12 protein-coding genes and 2 tRNA genes are annotated in these 19,087 nt (G+C 66.3%); 7 read left to right on the top strand and 7 right to left on the bottom strand.

Annotated elements, in window-relative coordinates; all coding sequences use genetic code 11:
• The first annotated feature begins 1 nt into the window (after position 1).
• Entirely contained in the window at positions 2-1,312 is a 1,311-nt protein-coding gene (locus JS528_RS04580) for an OFA family MFS transporter (RefSeq protein ID WP_214357914.1), read from the top strand.
• Between the two features lie 242 nt (positions 1,313-1,554).
• Here JS528_RS04580 and JS528_RS04575 read toward each other — a convergent pair whose 3' ends face one another.
• Both JS528_RS04575 and ahpC read right to left on the bottom strand, forming a co-directional pair.
• Positions 1,555-3,444, bottom strand: coding sequence for an FAD-dependent oxidoreductase (locus tag JS528_RS04575; RefSeq protein WP_214357913.1), 1,890 nt, complete (start codon positions 3,442-3,444; stop codon positions 1,555-1,557).
• A gap of 178 nt (positions 3,445-3,622) precedes the next feature.
• Positions 3,623-4,186 carry an alkyl hydroperoxide reductase subunit C gene (gene ahpC / locus JS528_RS04570; protein ID WP_214357912.1) on the bottom strand — a complete coding sequence of 188 codons (564 nt, stop codon included), beginning with the start codon at positions 4,184-4,186 and terminating at the stop codon, positions 3,623-3,625.
• Positions 4,187-4,445: 259 nt separating this feature from the next.
• On the opposite strand from ahpC, the gene JS528_RS04565 reads away from it, so the two are divergent.
• Positions 4,446-5,162 carry a carbonic anhydrase gene (locus JS528_RS04565; RefSeq protein ID WP_214357911.1) on the top strand — a complete coding sequence of 239 codons (717 nt, stop codon included), beginning with the start codon at positions 4,446-4,448 and terminating at the stop codon, positions 5,160-5,162.
• Between the two features lie 12 nt (positions 5,163-5,174).
• Here the strand turns inward: JS528_RS04565 and JS528_RS04560 are convergent, their stop codons facing one another.
• The 3 genes from JS528_RS04560 to JS528_RS04550 all read right to left on the bottom strand — a co-directional run bounded on the left by JS528_RS04560 (position 5,175) and on the right by JS528_RS04550 (position 10,041).
• On the bottom strand, positions 5,175-6,266 hold the full coding sequence (locus JS528_RS04560; RefSeq protein ID WP_214357910.1) for a LacI family DNA-binding transcriptional regulator: 1,092 nt from the start codon (positions 6,264-6,266) through the stop codon (positions 5,175-5,177).
• A gap of 99 nt (positions 6,267-6,365) precedes the next feature.
• Positions 6,366-8,537, bottom strand: a complete 2,172-nt coding sequence (locus JS528_RS04555) for a beta-galactosidase (RefSeq protein WP_214357909.1) — start codon at positions 8,535-8,537, stop codon at positions 6,366-6,368.
• A 193-nt stretch (positions 8,538-8,730) separates the two neighbouring features.
• Positions 8,731-10,041, bottom strand: a complete 1,311-nt coding sequence (locus tag JS528_RS04550) for an ABC transporter substrate-binding protein (protein WP_214357908.1) — start codon at positions 10,039-10,041, stop codon at positions 8,731-8,733.
• Between the two features lie 992 nt (positions 10,042-11,033).
• On the opposite strand from JS528_RS04550, the gene JS528_RS04545 reads away from it, so the two are divergent.
• Together JS528_RS04545 and JS528_RS04540 are read left to right on the top strand one after the other, a co-directional pair.
• The gene (locus tag JS528_RS04545) at positions 11,034-12,365 is read left to right on the top strand and encodes a hemolysin family protein (RefSeq protein WP_214357907.1); all 1,332 of its coding nucleotides are present in this window, start codon (positions 11,034-11,036) and stop codon (positions 12,363-12,365) included.
• 516 nt (positions 12,366-12,881) lie between these two features.
• Positions 12,882-13,361, top strand: a complete 480-nt coding sequence (locus JS528_RS04540; protein ID WP_214357906.1) for a Dps family protein — start codon at positions 12,882-12,884, stop codon at positions 13,359-13,361.
• Positions 13,362-13,883: 522 nt separating this feature from the next.
• Here JS528_RS04540 and JS528_RS11550 read toward each other — a convergent pair.
• Positions 13,884-14,720: a YgjP-like metallopeptidase domain-containing protein gene (locus tag JS528_RS11550; RefSeq protein WP_420838187.1), complete on the bottom strand. Its 837-nt coding sequence runs from the start codon at positions 14,718-14,720 to the stop codon at positions 13,884-13,886.
• Between the two features lie 594 nt (positions 14,721-15,314).
• On the opposite strand from JS528_RS11550, the gene JS528_RS04525 reads away from it, so the two are divergent.
• The 3 genes from JS528_RS04525 (at position 15,315) to gdhA (ending at position 17,327) form a co-directional block, all read left to right on the top strand.
• Positions 15,315-15,388: transfer RNA gene (locus JS528_RS04525), tRNA-Ile, on the top strand.
• 81 nt (positions 15,389-15,469) lie between these two features.
• Positions 15,470-15,542, top strand: a tRNA-Ala gene (locus JS528_RS04520).
• A 438-nt stretch (positions 15,543-15,980) separates the two neighbouring features.
• Positions 15,981-17,327, top strand: a complete 1,347-nt coding sequence (gdhA, locus tag JS528_RS04515; RefSeq protein WP_214357905.1) for an NADP-specific glutamate dehydrogenase — start codon at positions 15,981-15,983, stop codon at positions 17,325-17,327.
• Positions 17,328-17,656: 329 nt separating this feature from the next.
• Here gdhA and JS528_RS04510 read toward each other — a convergent pair whose 3' ends face one another.
• Positions 17,657-18,748, bottom strand: coding sequence for a VanZ family protein (locus tag JS528_RS04510; protein ID WP_240541320.1), 1,092 nt, complete (start codon positions 18,746-18,748; stop codon positions 17,657-17,659).
• Positions 18,749-19,087 lie beyond the last annotated feature (339 nt).

Here is a 19,087-nt window from a genome sequence, read left to right as displayed (position 1 = left end):
CATGGCACGATTTGCCACCAACCGTTGGACCAGCGCCATCGTTCCCGCGCTGCTGATCCACATCCCGATCGGCACCGTCTACTGCTGGAGCGTGTTCAAGCAGCTCATCGCCGACGAGCTCGGCGCCAGCCCGTCCTCGGTGGAGTGGGCGTTCTCCCTCGCCATCTTCTTCCTAGGCATGTCCGCCGCATTCGCCGGGCCGATGGTGGAGAGGAACATCAAGCGCTCCGCGCTCACGTCGATGATCTGCTTCGTGGTCGGCTTCGCCGGCACGGGCGCGAGCATCGCACTGCACTTCCTGCCGGGCGTCTTCATCTGCTACGGCGCGATCATGGGCGTCGGCCTCGGCGTCGGCTACCTGACGCCGGTCAAGAACCTGATGCTCTGGTTCGCCGACAACAAGGGTCTCGCCACCGGCATAGCGGTCGCCGGATTCGGTCTGGCCAAGGCCATCGCCAGCCCGGTCATGGAGTGGCTGATCGGCACGGTCGGCCTCGTGAACATGTTCTACGTGCTGGCCGCGGTCTACGCGACGATGATGCTCGTCGGCTTCCTGATCATCCGCCGCCCGGCCGGCTGGACGTACGACCCGGCCACCTCGCACGTCAGTCGCCGCACGATCCTCACCAAGCCGGTGTTCTGGGGCATCTGGATCGCGTTCTACCTCAACATCACCTGCGGTCTGGCCCTGATCAGCCAAGAGAAGGACATCCTGCACGACGTGCTGCAGGCGCTCCCGCGGTACTCGGGGCTCGACCAGAGTGCGCTGGCCACCGCCATCGCGGGCATCATCGGCCTCGTGCTGGCCGTCGACGCCGTGTTCAACGCGGCCGGCCGCGTGGGCTTCTCCACGCTCTCCGACCACCTGAAGCGCCGCGAGAGCGTCTATCAGGTGATCTTCGTCATGTCGATCGCCGTGTGCCTGCTGCAGATCGTCCTCAACAGCATCGGCAACGCGCTGCTGTGGGCGATCCTGGCCATGCTGTTCCTCGTCAACGCCGGCTACGGCGGCGGCTTCTCCACGCTGCCGGTGCTGCTCGACCAGCATTTCGGCACGAAGACCGTCTCCACCACGCACGGCCTGACACTGAGCGCCTGGGCGTTCGCCGGCCTGTCCGGCAACCAGCTGGCCTCGTTCGTGGTCACGCACGCACCCGATCAGGCGCACCGCTACGCCGCGCTCATCCCGGTGCTCACCGTGCTGTATGTGGTGGCGCTGGCGAGCATCACGTTCGTCAAGGTCAGGGGCGGCCGCGTCGACGAGGCCGCGACGGTCACAGCCAAGTCCGCCGCCGTCGGCAAGGCGGCCTGACCCGTAGCCACAGGAAACGTACACTCGATCGGCGTCCGCGTACGTTTCCTGTGGCTTAATGACGATGAACCACAGGAAACGTACTCCTAGGCCGTGTCAGTGCACGTTTTCTGTGGTCGAACGACAATTCACCACGGGGAACGTACGCTGACGACGTCTCACCGTACGTTCCCTGTGGCCTCGGCCTGTCTGGCCACACTTGCCGTACGCCGCTGCCGGAATCGGCTGGTCCCGAGACGCCGTCAGGCGCCCAGCAGGGCGAGCATCTGGGGGATGCTCTTCTTGCCGAACTCGACCTTCTGCTCGCCGCCCCTGTCGATGACGATGCACGGGACGCTCATCGCGCCGTACTGGTCCTTGAGCTCGGGGAAGTGCGAGATGTCGTAGGCCTCGGCGCGCACGGCCGGGTTGAGCGAGGCGATGCGCTGGGAGGCGAGGACCGTCTCCGGGCACATCGTGCAGGTGAGGGACACGAGAATCATCACGTCGGTCGGGACGTCGATCGCCTCGGCGCGCGACTTGAGGTCGTCGTCGATCGGCTGGCCGGGGCCGGCGGCGTTGTACAGGCCCAGCACGAACGAGTTGAACTCGTGGCCGGACGGGACGCCGTGGAACGCGAGGCCGGTGAAGGCCAGTCGGCCGTCATCGCCCGCGACGCACAGGCGCACGGCCGGGCGCGCGACCGGCATGAGACCGGCGGGGTCGAACTCGGCTCGGCCGGTGTCGTCGAGCGTGCCGTAGGTCGGCAGGGCGGCATCGCCATCACCGCCGGACGGCAGGACGATCTCGGCCGGCTCGCCGACGACCAGCGAGGCGGGCACGGACGAGCCGTCGACCGCCGTGACGAGGCCGGCCGCGTCGATGGCGACGGAGTTGAGCTTGCCGCCGGACAGCGCGACCATCTCGCCGACGAAGCCCTGCAGCTCCGTCGACAGCGGGGTGTCGTCGAGTTCGAGCGCGAGCGTGATCGGACGGGTCATGCGGCCGAAGACGACGCCCAGCTGCTGCTTGACGGCGTCGGAGAACAGCTCGCCGGGCTTACGCGCGGCGGCGGCCGCATCGGCGCTGCGCTTGACCGGCGCGGGGGCCGGGGTCGTGCCGGCGCTCGCCGACGATGCGGCGGCCCGGGCCTCGGCCTGCTCGTACGCGGAGATGGTCGGGCGCGGCGGGACCAGCCCGGTCTTCTCGCTCATCGACTTGGCGTAGCGCTCCAGTTCGACGGCCGCGATCGCGCCGTCGGCGGTCGCGGTGACGACCTGACGCAGGTTCTTGACGCGCAGGTCGCCGGCCGCATAGACGCCCGGCACGCTCGTCTCGAGATAGCCGTGCGTAACGACGTAGCCCTGCGGGTCGAGGTCGACGACGCCCTTGACGAGCGAGGTCGCGGGCACGTATCCGGCGAAGACGAACACGCCGAACGTGCCGCCGTCGGCCGGCCTCCACGTCTCGGTCGCGCCGGACGCGCGGTCGAGGATCGTCGCTTCGGTCAGTCCTCCCTGACCGGCGGTGACGCCCTTGAGCTCGACGCCGTAGCGCACTTCGATCTTCGGGTTGTTCTTGGCCTCGGCGGCGACCGACGCGTCGCACGTGAAGTCGTCCTCGCGCACGAGCACGGTGACCTTGCTCGCGTACTTGGTGAGGAACACCGATTCCTCCGCCGCGGCGAATCCGCCGCCGACCACGAGCACCTCCTTGCCGGTGAAGAACTCGCCGTCGCAGGTGGCGCAGTAGGCGACGCCGCGGCCGGCGTACTCGGCCTCGCCCTCGAAGCCGAGCTTGCGCGGGGAGGCGCCGGTGGCGATGAGGATGCCGAAGGTCTTCAGGTCGCCGCGCGTGGTGTGCACGGTCTTGACGTCGCCGTCGACGTCGAGCCCGGTGGCCTCGGCGGAGAGGAATTCGGCGCCGAAGTCCTTCGCCTGCTCGCGCATGGTGGCGGTGAGCGCGCGGCCGGTGGTGCGGCCGACGCCGGGGTAGTTGACGACCTCGTTGGTGATGGTGATCTGGCCGCCGAAATCGTCCTTCTCGAGCACGAGCACGCGGTAGCGGGCGCGCGCGAGGTAGAGGCCGGCGGTGAGTCCCGCCGGACCGCCGCCGATCACGACGACGTCATAGAGATTCTGGGTATCGGACATGGGAACACTCCTTTGCAAACGGTTCGCCCCCGCGGCGGGGCTCCCGCGAAGCGGGTGGAGGTGGTGCGGGACATGCCCGTCGAATCACCTCCAGTCGGCTCCGCCGACAGCCCCACCGGCGGGGGCGCGGTGCGATGTACGCGCGCGACGCTATGACGCTATCGCCGCTCGCTGTTCGTCACAGCAGACCGACGAGGTCGAGGCTCGGCTCGATGGTGTCCTCGCCCGGCTGCCACTTGGCCGGGCAGACCTGGTCGCCGTGCTCGTAGACGAACTGGGAGGCCTGGACGCGGCGCAGCAGCTCGTCGGCGTTGCGGCCCACGTTGGAGGAGATGACCTCGTAGGCCACGACGCGCCCTTCCGGGTTCACGATGAAATCGCCGCGCTCGGCCATGCCGTCGGCCTCGTTGTAGGTGTCGAGGTCGCGGGCGAGCAGGGCGGTCGGATCGGCCAGCATCGGGTACTGGATCTTCGCGATCTTCTCGTTGGCATCGTGCCACGCCTTGTGCACGAAGTGGGTGTCGCAGGAGACGGAGTAGATCTCGCAGCCGATCTTCTTGAAGTCCTCGTACTTGGCGGCGAGGTCCTCGAGCTCGGTCGGGCACACGAAGGTGAAGTCGGCCGGGTAGAAGAAGAACACGGACCAGTGGCCGAGCACGTCGGCCTTGGTCACCTCGTGGAAGTCGTTGTTCTGGAAGGCCTGCACCTTGAAGTCGGTGAGTTCGTGCTGCAGAAGAGTCATCGTTGTTCCTTTCCGTGGGCCCGTTTCCCGGCCTGACCGGGCAGGGTCCTGATATGCGATTCGACGATTCGAACCCTGCGTCCAATCCTATCCGTCCGCCGTGCGACGGGCCCGCCGGTACGCTCTGGGCGGACTATGAACAACATCACACCGCCCCGGACTGCCGCGGACACGGACGGCCACGCGCCGGCGCCTCCTACACTGGAACGTGCAACTGAACGCGCAATTGCGACCGACCCGACCGACCTGAGGAGCCACCATGTTCGACGCATCCGAACCGACCGAATCCCATGACACGTACGAGGCGAAGGCGAACGCCGCGTGGAGCCGCCTGCTGCAGGGCAACCGCCGCTTCGCCGAAGGCACGGCCGAGCACCCGTGGCAGGACCGCGAGACGCGCGAACGGCTGCTCGACGGACAGCACCCGGATGCGGCCGTGCTGTCCTGCTCCGACTCTCGCGTGCCTCCGGAGATCATCTTCGATCAGGGCCTCGGCGATCTGTTCGACATCCGCACGGCCGGCGAGGTGCTCGACGACGCGGTCATCGCCTCGCTCGAATACGCGGTGGAGCATCTGGGCGTGAGCCTCATCGTCGTGCTCGGCCACGAGGGCTGCGGCGCGGTGAAGGCCGCCGTGGACGGCGTCGCGGAGCTCGCGAATCGCTTCGACGACTGCGGTTGCTTCGACGTGCCGGAGGGCGCCGGACGCGCCGACGCGCACGCCGATCATCTGGAGGCGATGCTCGCCGCGCAGGACTCCCCGATCGTGCGAGAGGTGGGCGCCTCGGTCGCGCAGGCGATGGACGCCGATCTCGAGGACGCCGCCGATTTCGAGCGCGCGCACGTGGCCCGCACCATCGAGCTGCTCGTCGACGGCAGCGAGGTGATCCGCCTCGCGCTGGCCGAAGGCCGTCTGATGATCGCCGGAGCCCGCTACGTGATGCACGACGGTCTGGTCGAGGTGCTGAGCTTCTGAGGTCTGCGCGGCTCAGCGCGTCGAGTCGCGCTCGATGAGCCGGAACCCGGACGTGTATACGCTGGGTGCGCTCTCGTCGCCGTCGATGCGGCGGATGAGCGCGTCCACGGCCATGTCCACGTACTGATCGACCCGCGGGTCGATGGTGGTCAGCGGCGGGATCGCGTATTCGCCGTCGGGCAGGGCGTCGATGCCGGTGACCTGGATGTCGCCGGGCACGTCGATGTGCGATTTCGTCAGCGCGGACAGCACACCGATCGCCAACGCGTCGTTCGCGCACACCAGCGCGTCGGGTAGGGCGGTTCCGGCCACGTCGTCGGACGCGCGATGGACCAGTTCGAACGCGGCGCGCACGCCCTCGGCGCCGGTCAGGCGTTCGACCGGGATGATGTGACGCCAGTCGGGCGCCAGCCCCCGCGACCGGAACGCCTGGATGTAGCCCTGCAGTCGCAGCGCGGCGTTGCCTTCGGTGGCGCTCATCGCGGCCTGTTCCAGACGATCGGGGTCCTGCGGGATTTCGGCCTCCGGCATCGGCGCTCCGATGAAGCCGACGTCCGTCGCGCCGCGGTCGAGCAGCCATCCGGTGACGTGCCGCGCGGCTTCGGCGTTCGGCATCGTGACCATGTCGCACAGGCCGTGCGACGAGTAGTCGCCGGTGAGCACCAACGGATAGTCCTGCGTGAACACCGGCGAATCGGCGCGCACGGGCATGTCGGCGAACATGATCCAGCCGTCGGCGTTGAGCTTGCGTGCGGCGGGCGCGAAGCCGTCGATGCGCCCCTCGAACTCGCCGAACGTGCTGATGATGATCGCGTATCCGCGTTCGCGCGCGGCCTTCGACAGCGTATCGACGAAGTAGCCGAAGAACGCCTGATCGAAGTTCGGCACGGCGAGGCCGATCACGCCGGAACGGCCCTTCTTGAGCGCCTGGGCGGCGTGGTTGACGCTGTATCCGAGCTTGGCGATGGCCTTGGTCACGTGGGCCTTGGTGGCCGCGCTCATCTGGGAGTCGTTGCCGTTGACCACGTTCGAGACGGTCTTCATGGACACGCCGGCCTCGAGCGCCACATCCTTCATCGTGATCCTGCGCGCGCCCATCGCCATGCCTTTCGTTCCGTCGGATGCCAGAGGTCGTCGCGGCGCCCTGCGCCCGCGCGCGACCATCCCAGTGTAGCCGCGCGGGCCGGCATCGGCCGGAACCGGTCAGGACTCGATGATGACCACGCCCCATGGCTTGACCGTCAGCAGATCGGCGGCCGCGATCCTGCGTTCGGCGAGCAGGTCCGTGCCGGCGAACGGCGAGGCGACCGCCACCGTGCGCGGCGAATAGTTGAACAGGTAGGTGACGGTCCGGCCCAGACGGTTCACGCCGCGGCGGACGGTGAGTGCGCCGGCGAGCGCCATCGCGTTGTTCAGGTCGATGGCCGCATGGTCGGCGGGGGCTTCCGCCACCGCCGTGCGCACGGCGTCGCACATGAGCTCGCGGATCGCGTCGGGCGAGGTCATCGTGCCGATCCATTCCGCCCAGCCGGCGCCGAACGCGTTGCGGGTGACGGCCGCGTAGTCGGACCATTCGCGCTGCGTGTATTCGGCGATGACGCGCGTGCCGTCGTCCGGTTCGACCAGCTCCAGGATGCCCCGGACGGCCATGTCGTCGTCGGCGCCGTTCATCACGTCGTCGAGCGGACCGCCGGCCGTGAAGCGGATCGCGGCGCCGGTCTCGGGGCGCGTGAATTCGCCGACGCGCACGCCGAACACGTCGGACAGGCCGTGCGGCTGGCGGTCGTGCCAGACGGTGACGTCGCGGTCGGCGACGAACGATTTGAACGTGGAGACGAGGTGGCCGCCACGCTCGACGTATCCGCGCAGCAGGTCGATGAGCGGCTGGTCGGCGCAGTAGAGGGCGGGCGTGACGACGAGATCGTAGCGGTCGAGCTTCGCGGCGGTGAGGTCGGGGCTGGTCGAGCCGTCCGGCTCGGGCAGCGCGTCGGGGGCCGCCACGTGGTCGCCGGGGAGGATGTCGACTTCGACGTTGAGCTCGTAGAGCGCGTCGTAGATCCAGCGCACCACATCGTTGTAGGCGATGAGGCCGGAGCTGTCGCCCTCCTCGTACGGGTGGGGCTTGGGGAAGCCGGTCTCGATGGTGAAGCGGTTGAGAGCGGACAGGGAGTCGTTGCTCACGACGATCGCGACGCGGTTGCGCTTCTTGAGGTCGATGAGGTGCGAGCCGATGCGCTCGAGCTCGCCGCCGAAGCGCGCGGCCTCGCGGTAGACGGGGTTCGGTTCGAAGTCGTGGCTGAGCACGCCCTTCCAGTAGGTCTCGAACGAGTTGTGGATGGAGTGCCAGTGCCAGTACATCACGGAGTCGGCGCCTGAGGCGAGGTGCGAGTACGCCTGCTGGCGCAGCTGGCCGGGGTAGGGCATCCAGCCGTTCTGCCCCTGCGCTTCGGTCTCGAGCACGAGGTAGTTGTCGCCGTTCCTCGTGGCGCGGGTGACGTCGCCGCCGAACGCGATCTCCTTGCCGGTGAGCTTCGATTCGGTCGGATGGTAGATGTCGACGCCGGTCAGGTCGAGGCAGCGGGCGTTGTCGAAGTGGTCGGCCCACGGCTGGACGCCGTAGCTGTAGCCGCGCCACTCCATGTCGTGGTTCTGGGTGACGAACTGGTCGTCGCGCGCGTACTCGCGCACGATGGACGCCTGCCAGGCGAGGTAGTCGGAGACGATGCGGCGGCGGAAGCGGTCGAACGCGCCGGCGAGCGAGCCGTTGATCGTCTCGGTCAGTTCGGGGAAGTCGTCCCAGTCGGTGATGCGGTTCGACCAGTAGTTGAGACCGAACGCCGCGTTGAGTCGGTCGAGGTCGTCGTCGAAGCGCTCGCGCAGGTCGGCGACGAACGCGCGCTGGACGTCGTCGTTGAGCGCGTCGTAGTACTTGGTCTCGTTGTCGATCTGGTAGCCGATGACGGCCTTCCGGCCGGCGACGTGCGCGATGAGCGCGCGGATGACGCGTTCGGCGGCCTCGCGGAAGTCGGGGTTGGCGATGTCCATGATCTGGCGCGGACCGTAGCGACGGACCCCAGCGTGCTGGCGCACGAGGATCTCGGGGTGCTCGCGCACGAGCCAGGCGGGCACGGCGTAGGTGGGCGTGCCGATGATCACGTTGATGCCGGCGGCCTCCATCGCGTCGATCACGCGGTCGATGTGATGGAAGTCGAACTCGCCGGGATGCGGCTCGAGGGTGGCCCAGGTCGATTCGGCGATGCGGACGGTGTTCATATGCGCGGCCTTGAGCATCGCCACGTCCTTGTCAAGCCGGTCGTACGGCATGTACTCGTCGTAGTAGGCGGCTCCGAACAGGATGGAATCCAGCTGCGTCATGGTCGGTCAGTGCTCCAAAGTTGGTGGGGAGATTGGGAAATGGTGGGTGCGTACGGGCAAGGGAAGAGGCCCGGCGGCCGGAGGAAACAGGAAGGAGGAAAACGGCCGCCGAGCCGGGATGGGAAGTGGGAAGGTGGATCCGTCGGGCCGGCTCCCTCCCGTCCGTCCCGTCGACGGGGGCCGGCGCCGGAGGCTACTTGACGGTGTAGCCCTGGTCCTTGCCGTATTCGATGAGCTTGTCCTGCCAGGCCTTGAGGCCGTCCATCACGCTGTACTTGCCGAGCACGGCCTGGCCGGCGGTGTCCGGGAAGATGCTGCGGGCGTGGACGTCGTAGGGCAGGAACTGCCACTTGGTGTTCACGTCGTCGGCAGCCTGGGAGAGGACCTCGTTGAACTTCTGGTCGCCGAAGTACGGGTCGGTCTTGCTCTGGAAGGAGGAGTCGGCGAGGGAGGCCTTGTCGGCCGGGAACTGGCCGTTGTCGACGCGGATCTTCACGCCGTCGCCGTGGGCGGCGAAGTCGAGGAACTTCCATGCGGCCTTCTGCTTCTTGCTGGAGGCCATGATGGCGAGCGTGGAGCCGCCGTCCTCGCCGTTGGACTTGGTCGAGCCGAAGGTCGGGGTGTTGGCGACGCGCCAGTTGCCGGCCTGGTCGGGCGCCTGGTCGTCGAGCATGGAGACCATCCACGCGCCGATGGTCAGGGACGCGATCTTGCCGGTGTTGAGGCTCTTCGTCCACTCGTCGCTCCAGCGCTTGGTCTTGGTGTCGATGAGGCCCTCGTCGATCATCTTCTGCCAGTACTTGGCGAACTCCTGCGTGCCCTTGTCGCCGGTCAGATTAATGGTCAGGTTCTCGCCGTCGACCTTGAACGGGGTGCCGCCGGCGGCCCAGATGAGCAGCTCGGAGACGTACGGCTCGCCCGCGTCGGAGGTGATGTAGACGTCGTCGCCGAGCGCGTGGATCTTCTTGGCGGCCTCGTAGTACTCGTCCATCGTCTTCGGGGCCTCGGTCACGCCGGCCTTGTCGAACAGGGCCTTGTTGTAGAACATGGCCATCGGGCCGGAGTCCATCGGCAGGCCGTAGATGCCGCCGTTGATGTTCACCGAGCTCCACGGGCCGGGGGTGTAGAAGTCCTTGTAGTCCTTGGCGCCGAATTCGGAGAGGTCCTGCAGCGCGCCGCCGAGCGCGTACTGGGCGGTGGCGTAGTACTCGACCTGGGCGATGTCGGGCGCGCCCTTGCCGGCGGAGATCGCGTTGTTGAGGGCCGTGTACTGGTCGTCGGCGGTGCCGGCGTTGGTGATGTTGATCTTGATGTTCGGGTTCTCCTTCTCGAACGCCTCCTTGACGTTCTTGAGGAGCGGCTCCCAGCCCCACACCTCGAGGGTGATCGGGTTGCCCGCGGTGCCTTCGCCCTCGTCGGCGGCGCTTCCGCCTCCGCATGCGGCCATCGACAGCATGGTCGCGGCGGCGATGCCGGCGGCCAGGATCTTCTTGAAGGACTTCATCGTGCTCTCCTTATGCCATTCGAGTGTATGTCACCCGAACCCTGTTCGGTTTTGCCCGGCGCACGCCGGGATCGGCCGCACCGTATGCACCAATGCACATACAGCGTTGTAGGTAATTTGCAGTGAAGTAAACCACCTAAATCACAAGCATTTTCGGAACCTTGGTTCCGTTTTTACGGTGTAGTGACTTCGTTTTTTACTTCATCGTTGAAGTAAGCATACCGCATGTGAGCCCTCACATCAAGTCCGACGACACGCCGCCTCGCACATGCACCCCGCCCCGCCCGACGCGACAGCGGTTCGTCCAATAGGGACACCTCTCTGTCCCCTCACGCACCCCGCCCGACGTCCGATCCCGCAGAATCGGACGAATCCCAGGCAAATAGGGCACTGTTAACGCCCGATACTGCAGTATCGGACGTTAGAGGCCACCAGAGTCCTCCGGAAACGTCCGATCCTATAGGATCGGTCGTTTTCATGAGCCGGACCGCGCCGTAAACGTCCGTTCCTATAGGGTCGGATGCTATTGCGCTCCATTGCGCGTCGTAAATGTCCGATTCCGCAGAATCGGACGAATCCGAAGGTGGGAGCACCCTCCTGACATCCGATTCCGCAGAATCGGACATTGGAAGGGCTCTCGAGCCCCCGGAAACGTCCGTTCCTATAGGATGCGTCGGTCCGAGCACACGCGAAGCTCCGAGAGAAGTCGTTGACCGAATCGTCGGTCTGACGGTCGGACCGAACACACGCGAAGTCCCGCTATGGCAGCAATCCACCAGTTTCCCGTCGAACGGTCGGTCCGCGCACACGTGGGAGCCCCCCGCGGGGCGATGTCCTCGGTGCCGGATGTGAAGAGTCGGCCCGCGCACACGGGGGGAGTTCCCTTCGCCGCGTCCGGCGTCTTCTACGACTTCACGGTCGGTCCGTGCACACGGGGGAGTCCCGATGGTCCGCACCGGCCGTTGACGTGCCGGACCCCTAGAGTGGGGGGCATGTCACTTGGTATGAACATCCTGCTGATTTTCGTCTTCCTGCTGCTCGGCTCCGTGTTCTCCGGCACCGAGCTCGCGCTGGTCTCGCTGCGCGGCTCGCAGATCGACCAGATGGAACAGGAGGATGCCCGCGGCGCGCGCGTGGCGAAGATCGCCCGCGACCCGAACACCTTCCTGTCCACCGTGCAGATCGGCGTGACCCTGTGCGGCTTCCTGTCCGCATCGTTCGGCGAATCGTCGATCTCGCCGTTCATCGTGCCGGTGGTCGTCGGCTGGGGCGTGCCGGCACACATCGCCGCGCCCCTGACGACGATCGTCCTGACGCTCATCATCTCCTACTGCTCGATCGTCATCTCCGAGATGGTGCCCAAGCGCATCGCGATGCAGAAGACCGAGCAGGTCGCGCGCGCGGTCGTGCCCGCGATCGACGTGTTCGCGAAGGTCTGCCGCCCGATCATCTGGCTCATCGGCAAGAACACGAACGGACTGGTCCGCCTGCTCGGCTTCGACCCGAACGAGACCGAATCCGAGGTGTCCGACGACGAGCTGCGCGTGCTCGTCAACACCAACACCAACCTCAGCAAGGACGAGCGCACGATCCTCGATGACGTGTTCGACGCGTCCGAGACGATCGTCGCCGAGGTCATGCGCCCGCGCGCCGACGTCGTCTTCCTCGACGGCTCGATGGCGATTCCAGACGCCGCCAAGTACGTGCGCGAGATGCCGTACTCCCGCTACCCGGTCACCGGCAAGGACTTCGACGACGTGCTCGGCTTCGTGCATGTGCGCGATCTGCTCGACGTGCGCGATCCGAACGCGAAGACCGTCGCCGACATCACGCGCGAGGGCATCTCGCTGCCGGGTACCTCGAAGCTGCTGCCGAGCCTCGAGCTGCTGCGCAAGCGCGGCATCCACCTGGCCGTCGTCATCGACGAGTACGGCGGCACCGACGGCATCGTCACGCTGGAGGACATGACCGAGGAGCTCGTCGGCGACATCCACGATGAGTACGACCTGCCCGAGGAGAAGGGCGGACCGCGCAACCGCCGCAGCGTCTTCGTCAACGGCGTCGCCACGATCGAGGGCGGCACCACGCTCGAGGACTTCGAGGATCTGACCGGCATCGAGCTGGAGGACGGCCCGTACGAGACGGTAGCCGGCTACTTCCTCGCGCACACCGGCAAGATGGGCGAGGTCGGCGACGTCCTGCACTCCGACGACGGCTACGACATGATCGTCAAGAAGGTCGACGGCCGCCGCATCGAGACCATCGACGTGAAGAAGGCGGGCGCACCGGACCATTACGAGCCGGAGTCCAAGTCCGAGGCGTGACGAGCCACGCCTCTCGGCATCCTTCCCTGGCCCCGGCCGCCTCGGTACCTCAGCCGCCCCGGCCACACGGTCACCCCTACCATCCCGACCGTCCCGGCACCCCGGCCACTCCGGCCACCATCCGGCCCGGCCACCCCGGCACCACGGTCACTCCGGCCGCTTGGCCGCCCCAGCCGACATAGCCATCTCAGCCATCCCGCCATCCGGAACCACGAGGATCGTCCGGTCAATCTGGATGTTCGAGCACCGTCGGTATACGGTAGACCGGGTCTTTGCAGGTACCGTCCGGTCGAACGTACGCCGACGGCCGCTGAGCGCGCGCTCGACCGGATACGGAACGGAAATGCCCGGACGAGCGCACGCCTGAACGGCGGGGATTATTCCGACGACCCACGGTGAGGTTTCCCACGTTTTCCGCGGGATCGCATCGGCCCGGGGACCCCGGCGGAAACGTAGACTGGTAGGACCACAGGTTCCTTACGGGAGATTCCCACAAGGACGGAAAGGAACACCACCATGACACTCGCATTCATCGTTCCGGGTCTCGACGAGGCGGCCTCCGAGAAGGCCATCGCGATCCTGCAGAACCGCCTCAGCCAGGAGCAGGAGGCGGCGCTGGTTCTCAAGCACGCGCATTGGAACGTGACCGGCCCGAACTTCATCGCCGTACACGAGATGCTCGACCCGCAGGTCGAGGTCGTCCTCGCACAGGCCGACGAGACCGCCGAACGCATCGCCACCCTGGGCGGCACCCCGGACGGCCGCGCCGACGCGATCGTGCGCAACCGCACGTGGAAGGCGTTCGACGTCGAAGGCCGCGCGGGCACCGAGGAATACCTCAAGGCGCTCATCGAGTACTACGACGCGTTCATCGCCGACGACCGCAAGGCCGTCGCCGAGCTTGACGAACTCGACTTCGTCAGCTCCAACATCATCCAGGACCACGTCCAGGAGCTTGAGAAGTTCCAGTGGTTCATGCGCTCCCACCTCGCGTGAGGCGGCCCGTCCCAGATCCGTACTGGGTCAGTCCGGTCGGCCCGACCCAGTCGGACCCGGTCCAACCACCCAGTCCGGCTGAACCCGACTCAGTCCGCCCGGACTGAGTCAGTGCGCCCCGGCGGCGATCTCATCCCAGCGGTCCTTATTCTCGAGATCAACCCAGTGCCCGAGAATAAGGACCGCTGAGTCGTACTGAACGGTACTTTTTCTCGGGCTATGGGCGAATCCCGAGAATATGGACCGCTGAGTCGTGTTGAGCGGTACTTTTTCTCGGGATACGGCTGGATCTCGAGAAAAGGTACCGCTCAATCCGTCGGGGGGGGGGACGCCATCCGCCAGGATGCGCTCAGCCCACGCGGACAGTACCGCTCGATCCGTCGGAGAGCCCGCCGATGACGGCCTTCGGGTTGCGAACCGCTTTTGACATAGTCCGATCCCTTTTGATGCAGCCCGACCCACGGGAGGACCCGCTCCCTGAGAGCTCCGGGACTTCGAGGAGGCACCGGAAGCCTCCGCCGGCTACAGCACGACGCGGCGGTTGAGCTCGCGGCGCAGTTCGCGCCATCGCGGCAGATAGGCGTCCATGCGCGCGCGGAACCGCTCACCGTGGCCGTGCTCCCACAGGTGCGTCAGCTCATGGACGAGCACGTATTCGAGGAACTCCGGTTCCATCAGTCCCAACTGCAGGTTGAGCCGGATGCGTCCGGTCTTCGGAGTGCACGACCCCCATCGCGAGGTCATCAGCCGCAGCGTGACATGCGTCGGCGCCTTGCCGACGATCGGCGTCCATTTGGCCAGCAGCCCCGGCAACGCCGCATTGATCACATCGGCCGCCCGACTACGACGTTCGTCGGTCCACACCTGCGCCCGGTCGAGGATGGGGGAGAGATCGCCCGTCTTGGTAGTGGAGTCAGAGGAATCACGGGACGCATCGATCCCAAGGAGCGCACCATCTCCGTTGGGATCACCGGAATCATGAAGCACTCCGGAATCGCCGCGATCACCAACGTTATCGGGGAAGCCGGCGACACCGCCGCCTCTGGTCGAACCGACGTCGTCGAACGGTTCCAGACCGCTGGCGGAGAACAGGTCGTCGTTCGCGTACTTCGGGGGAGTCGCCCCGCCGCCCACACGCGACGCGGCCGATGTCGCCGTCATCGCGGCGTCGGAGGAACCGGGAGAGACGGAGGCACCCGCCATCATCGTCGTCATCACCTCGCGTCGCGCCGCAACCATGCGTTCGCGTTGACGGTCGATCCATGCACGGCGCTCGCGCACGAAATCGACGATGCGGGTCTCGGCCATGCGCACCGGAGCGGAGACCTCGACGTCGCCCGACGGCGGCTTGACGCGCAGGTACATGTTCCTGATGCGTTTGCGCGTCACCTTCACCGGCAACCCGTCGACATCGATCACGCGCGTGGAGATGACGGGGGAATCGAACCCCGTGGAGGAGGAACGGGAGGCCGGACGGCGACGATAAGGCATACCCGTCATTGTGCCGACCATACGGACAAGAGAACGCACCGTCCCGTCGTCGACGGACGAAACACCGGTGACTCGACTCTCCGGACCCGAACCGTCGATCCGACGGTGCCGCACTCGGCTCGGGTTCCCGTCCGCGGTCGAACCACCACATTGGACCATCACCAGCTCGGGCAGCAAACGCCCTTCCCGTCCGGACATTACACATATCACGCACTATCGCGGAAGCAGAAGGCCCTCTCAGGTACGGCTATGTGCCGGTCGGCCCGGCGACGTACGGTCGCGTCCCGGCCGACCGGCACATATCCACCAGAATCCGAGTGACGATGTTGCACCGGGCCCCGCCGCAAAAATCACCAAAACCATTCTCCCGTAAGGCGACACGCCGAATGTACCTCAAGTTTTGACACCGCCCCGAATCCATGTATTATATCTACTCGTTGCGCTGATGAAGCGCGATGGATCGGGCCCGTAGCTCAGGTGGTTAGAGCGCATCCCTGATAAGGATGAGGTCGGAGGTTCAAGTCCTCCCGGGCCCACAGAAAAGAACGGCGGCCATGTTTGAGCCGCTATTTTTTTCTATCTGCAACTGAAGAGGCGCCTTTCGAACTAGGGACACTGGGGCATTGGCGCAGCTGGTAGCGCATCTGCTTTGCAAGCAGAGGGTCGCCGGTTCGAACCCGGCATGCTCCACTAGTGGCAACACTTCAGGGACAGGGACGAGGGCCTTGGAATCATCCGATTCCGAGGCCCTCGTCTCGTCCGCAGATAGATCCCATACACGCCGGCATCGTCGCGGCACACGGTTCCCATCTCGTCCACAAACCGTAACAGCCCTTACTCCCCAGCACCCGTCGTAGTGCGGCACGGCCCCCCGTCGAAGACCATGGGCTTGGCCGCAGATAGACAAGCCGCTCACCCTCCACATCGTCGTCGCGTTCGGCTCCCGTCCCGTTCGCGGACCGTAGGCTTGGCCGAACGGCCTTGAGTGTGTCCGCGAACGGGACGGGATCCGAACGCGACGACGCCCTACCCCGCAATCGCCCGTGGACAAACCTCTTGCCGTATCCAGACGGTCGTGCCTACAATCGAACCGTCTATTGATAGCCCAACCCAAGGGGGAGTTTCACTATGCTCACGGACGAGTACGTCAAGCGCGTCTACGCGCAGGTCGAGAAGCGCGACGGCGATCAGCCGGAGTTCCTGCAGGCCGTGCAGGAGGTCTTCGAAAGCCTGCAGCCGGTCGTCGAAAAGCACCCGGAGTACGAGAAGGCGGGCGTGCTCGAGCGTCTCGTCGAGCCCGAGCGCGTGATCAAGTTCCGCGTCGCGTGGACCGACGACGAGGGCAAGGTCCAGGTCAACCGCGGCTACCGCGTCCAGTTCAACTCCGCGATCGGCCCGTACAAGGGCGGCCTGCGCTTCCACCCGTCCGTCAACGAGGGCGTCATCAAGTTCCTCGGCTTCGAGCAGATTCTCAAGAACAGCCTGACCACGCTGCCGATGGGCGGCGGCAAGGGCGGCTCCGACTTCGACCCGAAGGGCAAGTCCGACGCCGAAGTCATGCGCTTCTGCCAGGCCTTCATGACCGAGCTGTGCCGTCACATCGGCCAGTTCACCGACGTCCCGGCCGGCGACATCAACGTCGGCGCGCGTGAGATCGGCTACCTGTTCGGCCAGTACAAGCGCATCCGTGACGAGTACTCCGGCGTCCTGACCGGCAAGGGCCTGGAGTTCGGCGGCTCGCTGGCCCGCACCGAGGCCACCGGTTACGGCCTGTGCTACTACACCGCCGAGGCGCTGCGCGTCCTGCGCGACGACTCCTTCGAGGGCAAGACCGTCGTGATCTCCGGCTCCGGCAACGTGGCGATCTTCGCCACCGAGAAGGCCCAGCAGCTGGGCGCCAAGGTCGTCACCGCCTCCGATTCCAACGGCTACGTCTACGATCCGGATGGCATCAAGCTCGACATCGTCAAGGACATCAAGCTGGGCCACCGCGGCCGCATCAAGGAGTACGCGGAGCGCGTGCCGGGCGCCGAGTACCACGAGGGCTGCTCCGGCGTGTGGACCGTGCCGTGCGACATCGCCCTGCCGTGCGCCACCCAGAACGAGATCGACGGCGCCTCGGCCGAGACGCTCGTCAAGAACGGCTGCAAGGTCGTGTGCGAGGGCGCGAACATGCCGTCCACGCCGGAGGCCATCGCCGTCTATCAGAAGAACGGTCTGCTGTACGGCCCGGCCAAGGCCGCGAACGCGGGCGGCGTGGCCGTCTCCGGCCTCGAGATGAGCCAGAACAGCTACCGTCTGTCCTGGACCTTCGAGGAGACCGACGCCAAGCTCAAGTCCATCATGGAGTCGATCGTCGCCGAGTCGCTGGCCGCCGCCAAGGAGTACGGCCACGAGGGTGACCTGATGCTCGGCGCGAACGCCGCCGGCTTCGTCAAGGTCGCCAACGCGATGGTCGCCCAGGGCGTGCTGTGAGCCGCTGAGGGTATCATCTAGTCGTCCGGCGCGTGGAACGAATCCTCTCTGTTCCATGCGCCGGATTTTTATGCCTTCTGCATTGCGAGGGGTACTTCCGACCACTTGCGGATGTCCATCTCACTTGCGAGGGGTACCTAGTCAGAGTATCAATGCTTGAAAACGGCCTGATCACGACGGGGACAAGCCGTTTTCAAACGTTTGTACTTTGGTTGGCTACCCTTCGCAAGCGAGATGGACATCCGAAAACCACCGGATATACCCCTCGTAGCGAAGTTAGCTGGTGCGTCTCCGCGGAGGACTCGTGGATTACAGACGGCCTCCGCCGGTCAGTCGGGGATGAGGTCCCACGGCGCACGGCGGGCGACGAGTTCGAAGACGAACAGGACCGCGAAACCGAGTCCCGCGTATTCCATCAGGGAGTCGAACGCGCCCGTGGCCGCACCGATGAAGCCGACCAGCGCCATGATCGTGAGCAGCCCCAGCACGAGCGTGCGCACGGCGTAGAAGACCGCGCGTCGCGCCCCGTGCCGTTCGCGGGTCTCGACGGTCATGTGCGTGAACATGCCGCCGAGCGTCTGTCCGCGATGCGTCGCCGGAATCGCCAGTTCGAAGACGAGGAACGCGAGCGCCGCGGAGATCGGCGCGACGGCGTTCATCCAGTCGATGCCGACGGTGACGAGCCCGCCGAACAGCGTGTAGTCGCCGTTCGACAGCGGGGTCGCCAGCCAGTGGAACGCGAAGACGACGGCGAGCGTCACGGGGAAGTAGACGAGTACGACGAGGATCATGTCGATGACGTACGCGACCGTGCGGTGCAGCGCGCCGGGCCGCACGTTCACGTCGTCGCGGCCGGGCAGGTCCGACTGCGGCACCCATCTGTTGAACAGCGCCGCGATGCCGAGACCGACGACGGCGCCGAGCGTGTTCGTCATCAGGTCGTTGACGTCGAACTGTCGGTAGGCGCACGGGTACAGGCCCCAGAATCCGGTGAGCTGCGAGGTCTCGATGAACAGCGACGCGGCGAAGCCGGCGGGCACCACCGCCCACCACCGCCAGCGCAGCCAGCGCGCGAGCACGAAGCCGAGCGGGATGAAGAACACGACGTTCATCGCCAGCTGGAGCGTGCCGTACAGGCCACCGTATCGGATGTCCTCGAGGAAGCGCAGCGGGTCGAGCTGCGGCGAGTAGGCGCCGGCGTGGGCGGTGCAGAATCGGTCCGGATCGTCGGGCATCGGGTAGAGCGTCAGGGCGATGAGTCCGGTGAAGTACAGCGTGCTCAGATACGAGGCGAGCACCGACAGCGCGCGCAGACGGTGATGACGGTGGTACAGCCCGGCGAGGATCGGCAGGGTCAGCACGGCCGACACGACCGGCCACAGCACCATCGCGATGATGAACGACGTGGAAAAGTAACTCAAATACCCAAGCATCGGCACCACTCTACGCCGGGGAGGGATTCACTCCGGGAAGCTCACGTCTTTGGCACCGGGAATCGGCACCACTTCACGCCGGGGAGGGGTGCGCGGCCGTTGAGGTCCCGGGACGTCCGTCCCGCGCCGAGTCGTTTCGGGGCGACGCCGCCTTCGGGATTACCCTTTCGGTCGCCGCCCTCGTCGACTCACGGCCTTCAGCGGTACCTATTCTCGGAATCGGCCCGATGCCCGAGAATATGTACCGCTGAGATGTGATATGCGGCACCTTCTCTCGAGGGCTGGGCGCATCCCGAGAATATGTACCGCTGAGTTGTGGTGAGCGGT

Source organism: Bifidobacterium santillanense (assembly GCF_018555385.1).
Classification (GTDB): Bacteria; Actinomycetota; Actinomycetes; order Actinomycetales; family Bifidobacteriaceae; genus Bifidobacterium; species Bifidobacterium santillanense.
Note: the sequence above shows the minus strand (reverse complement) of the source record. Positions and strands in the feature narration are given on the sequence as shown.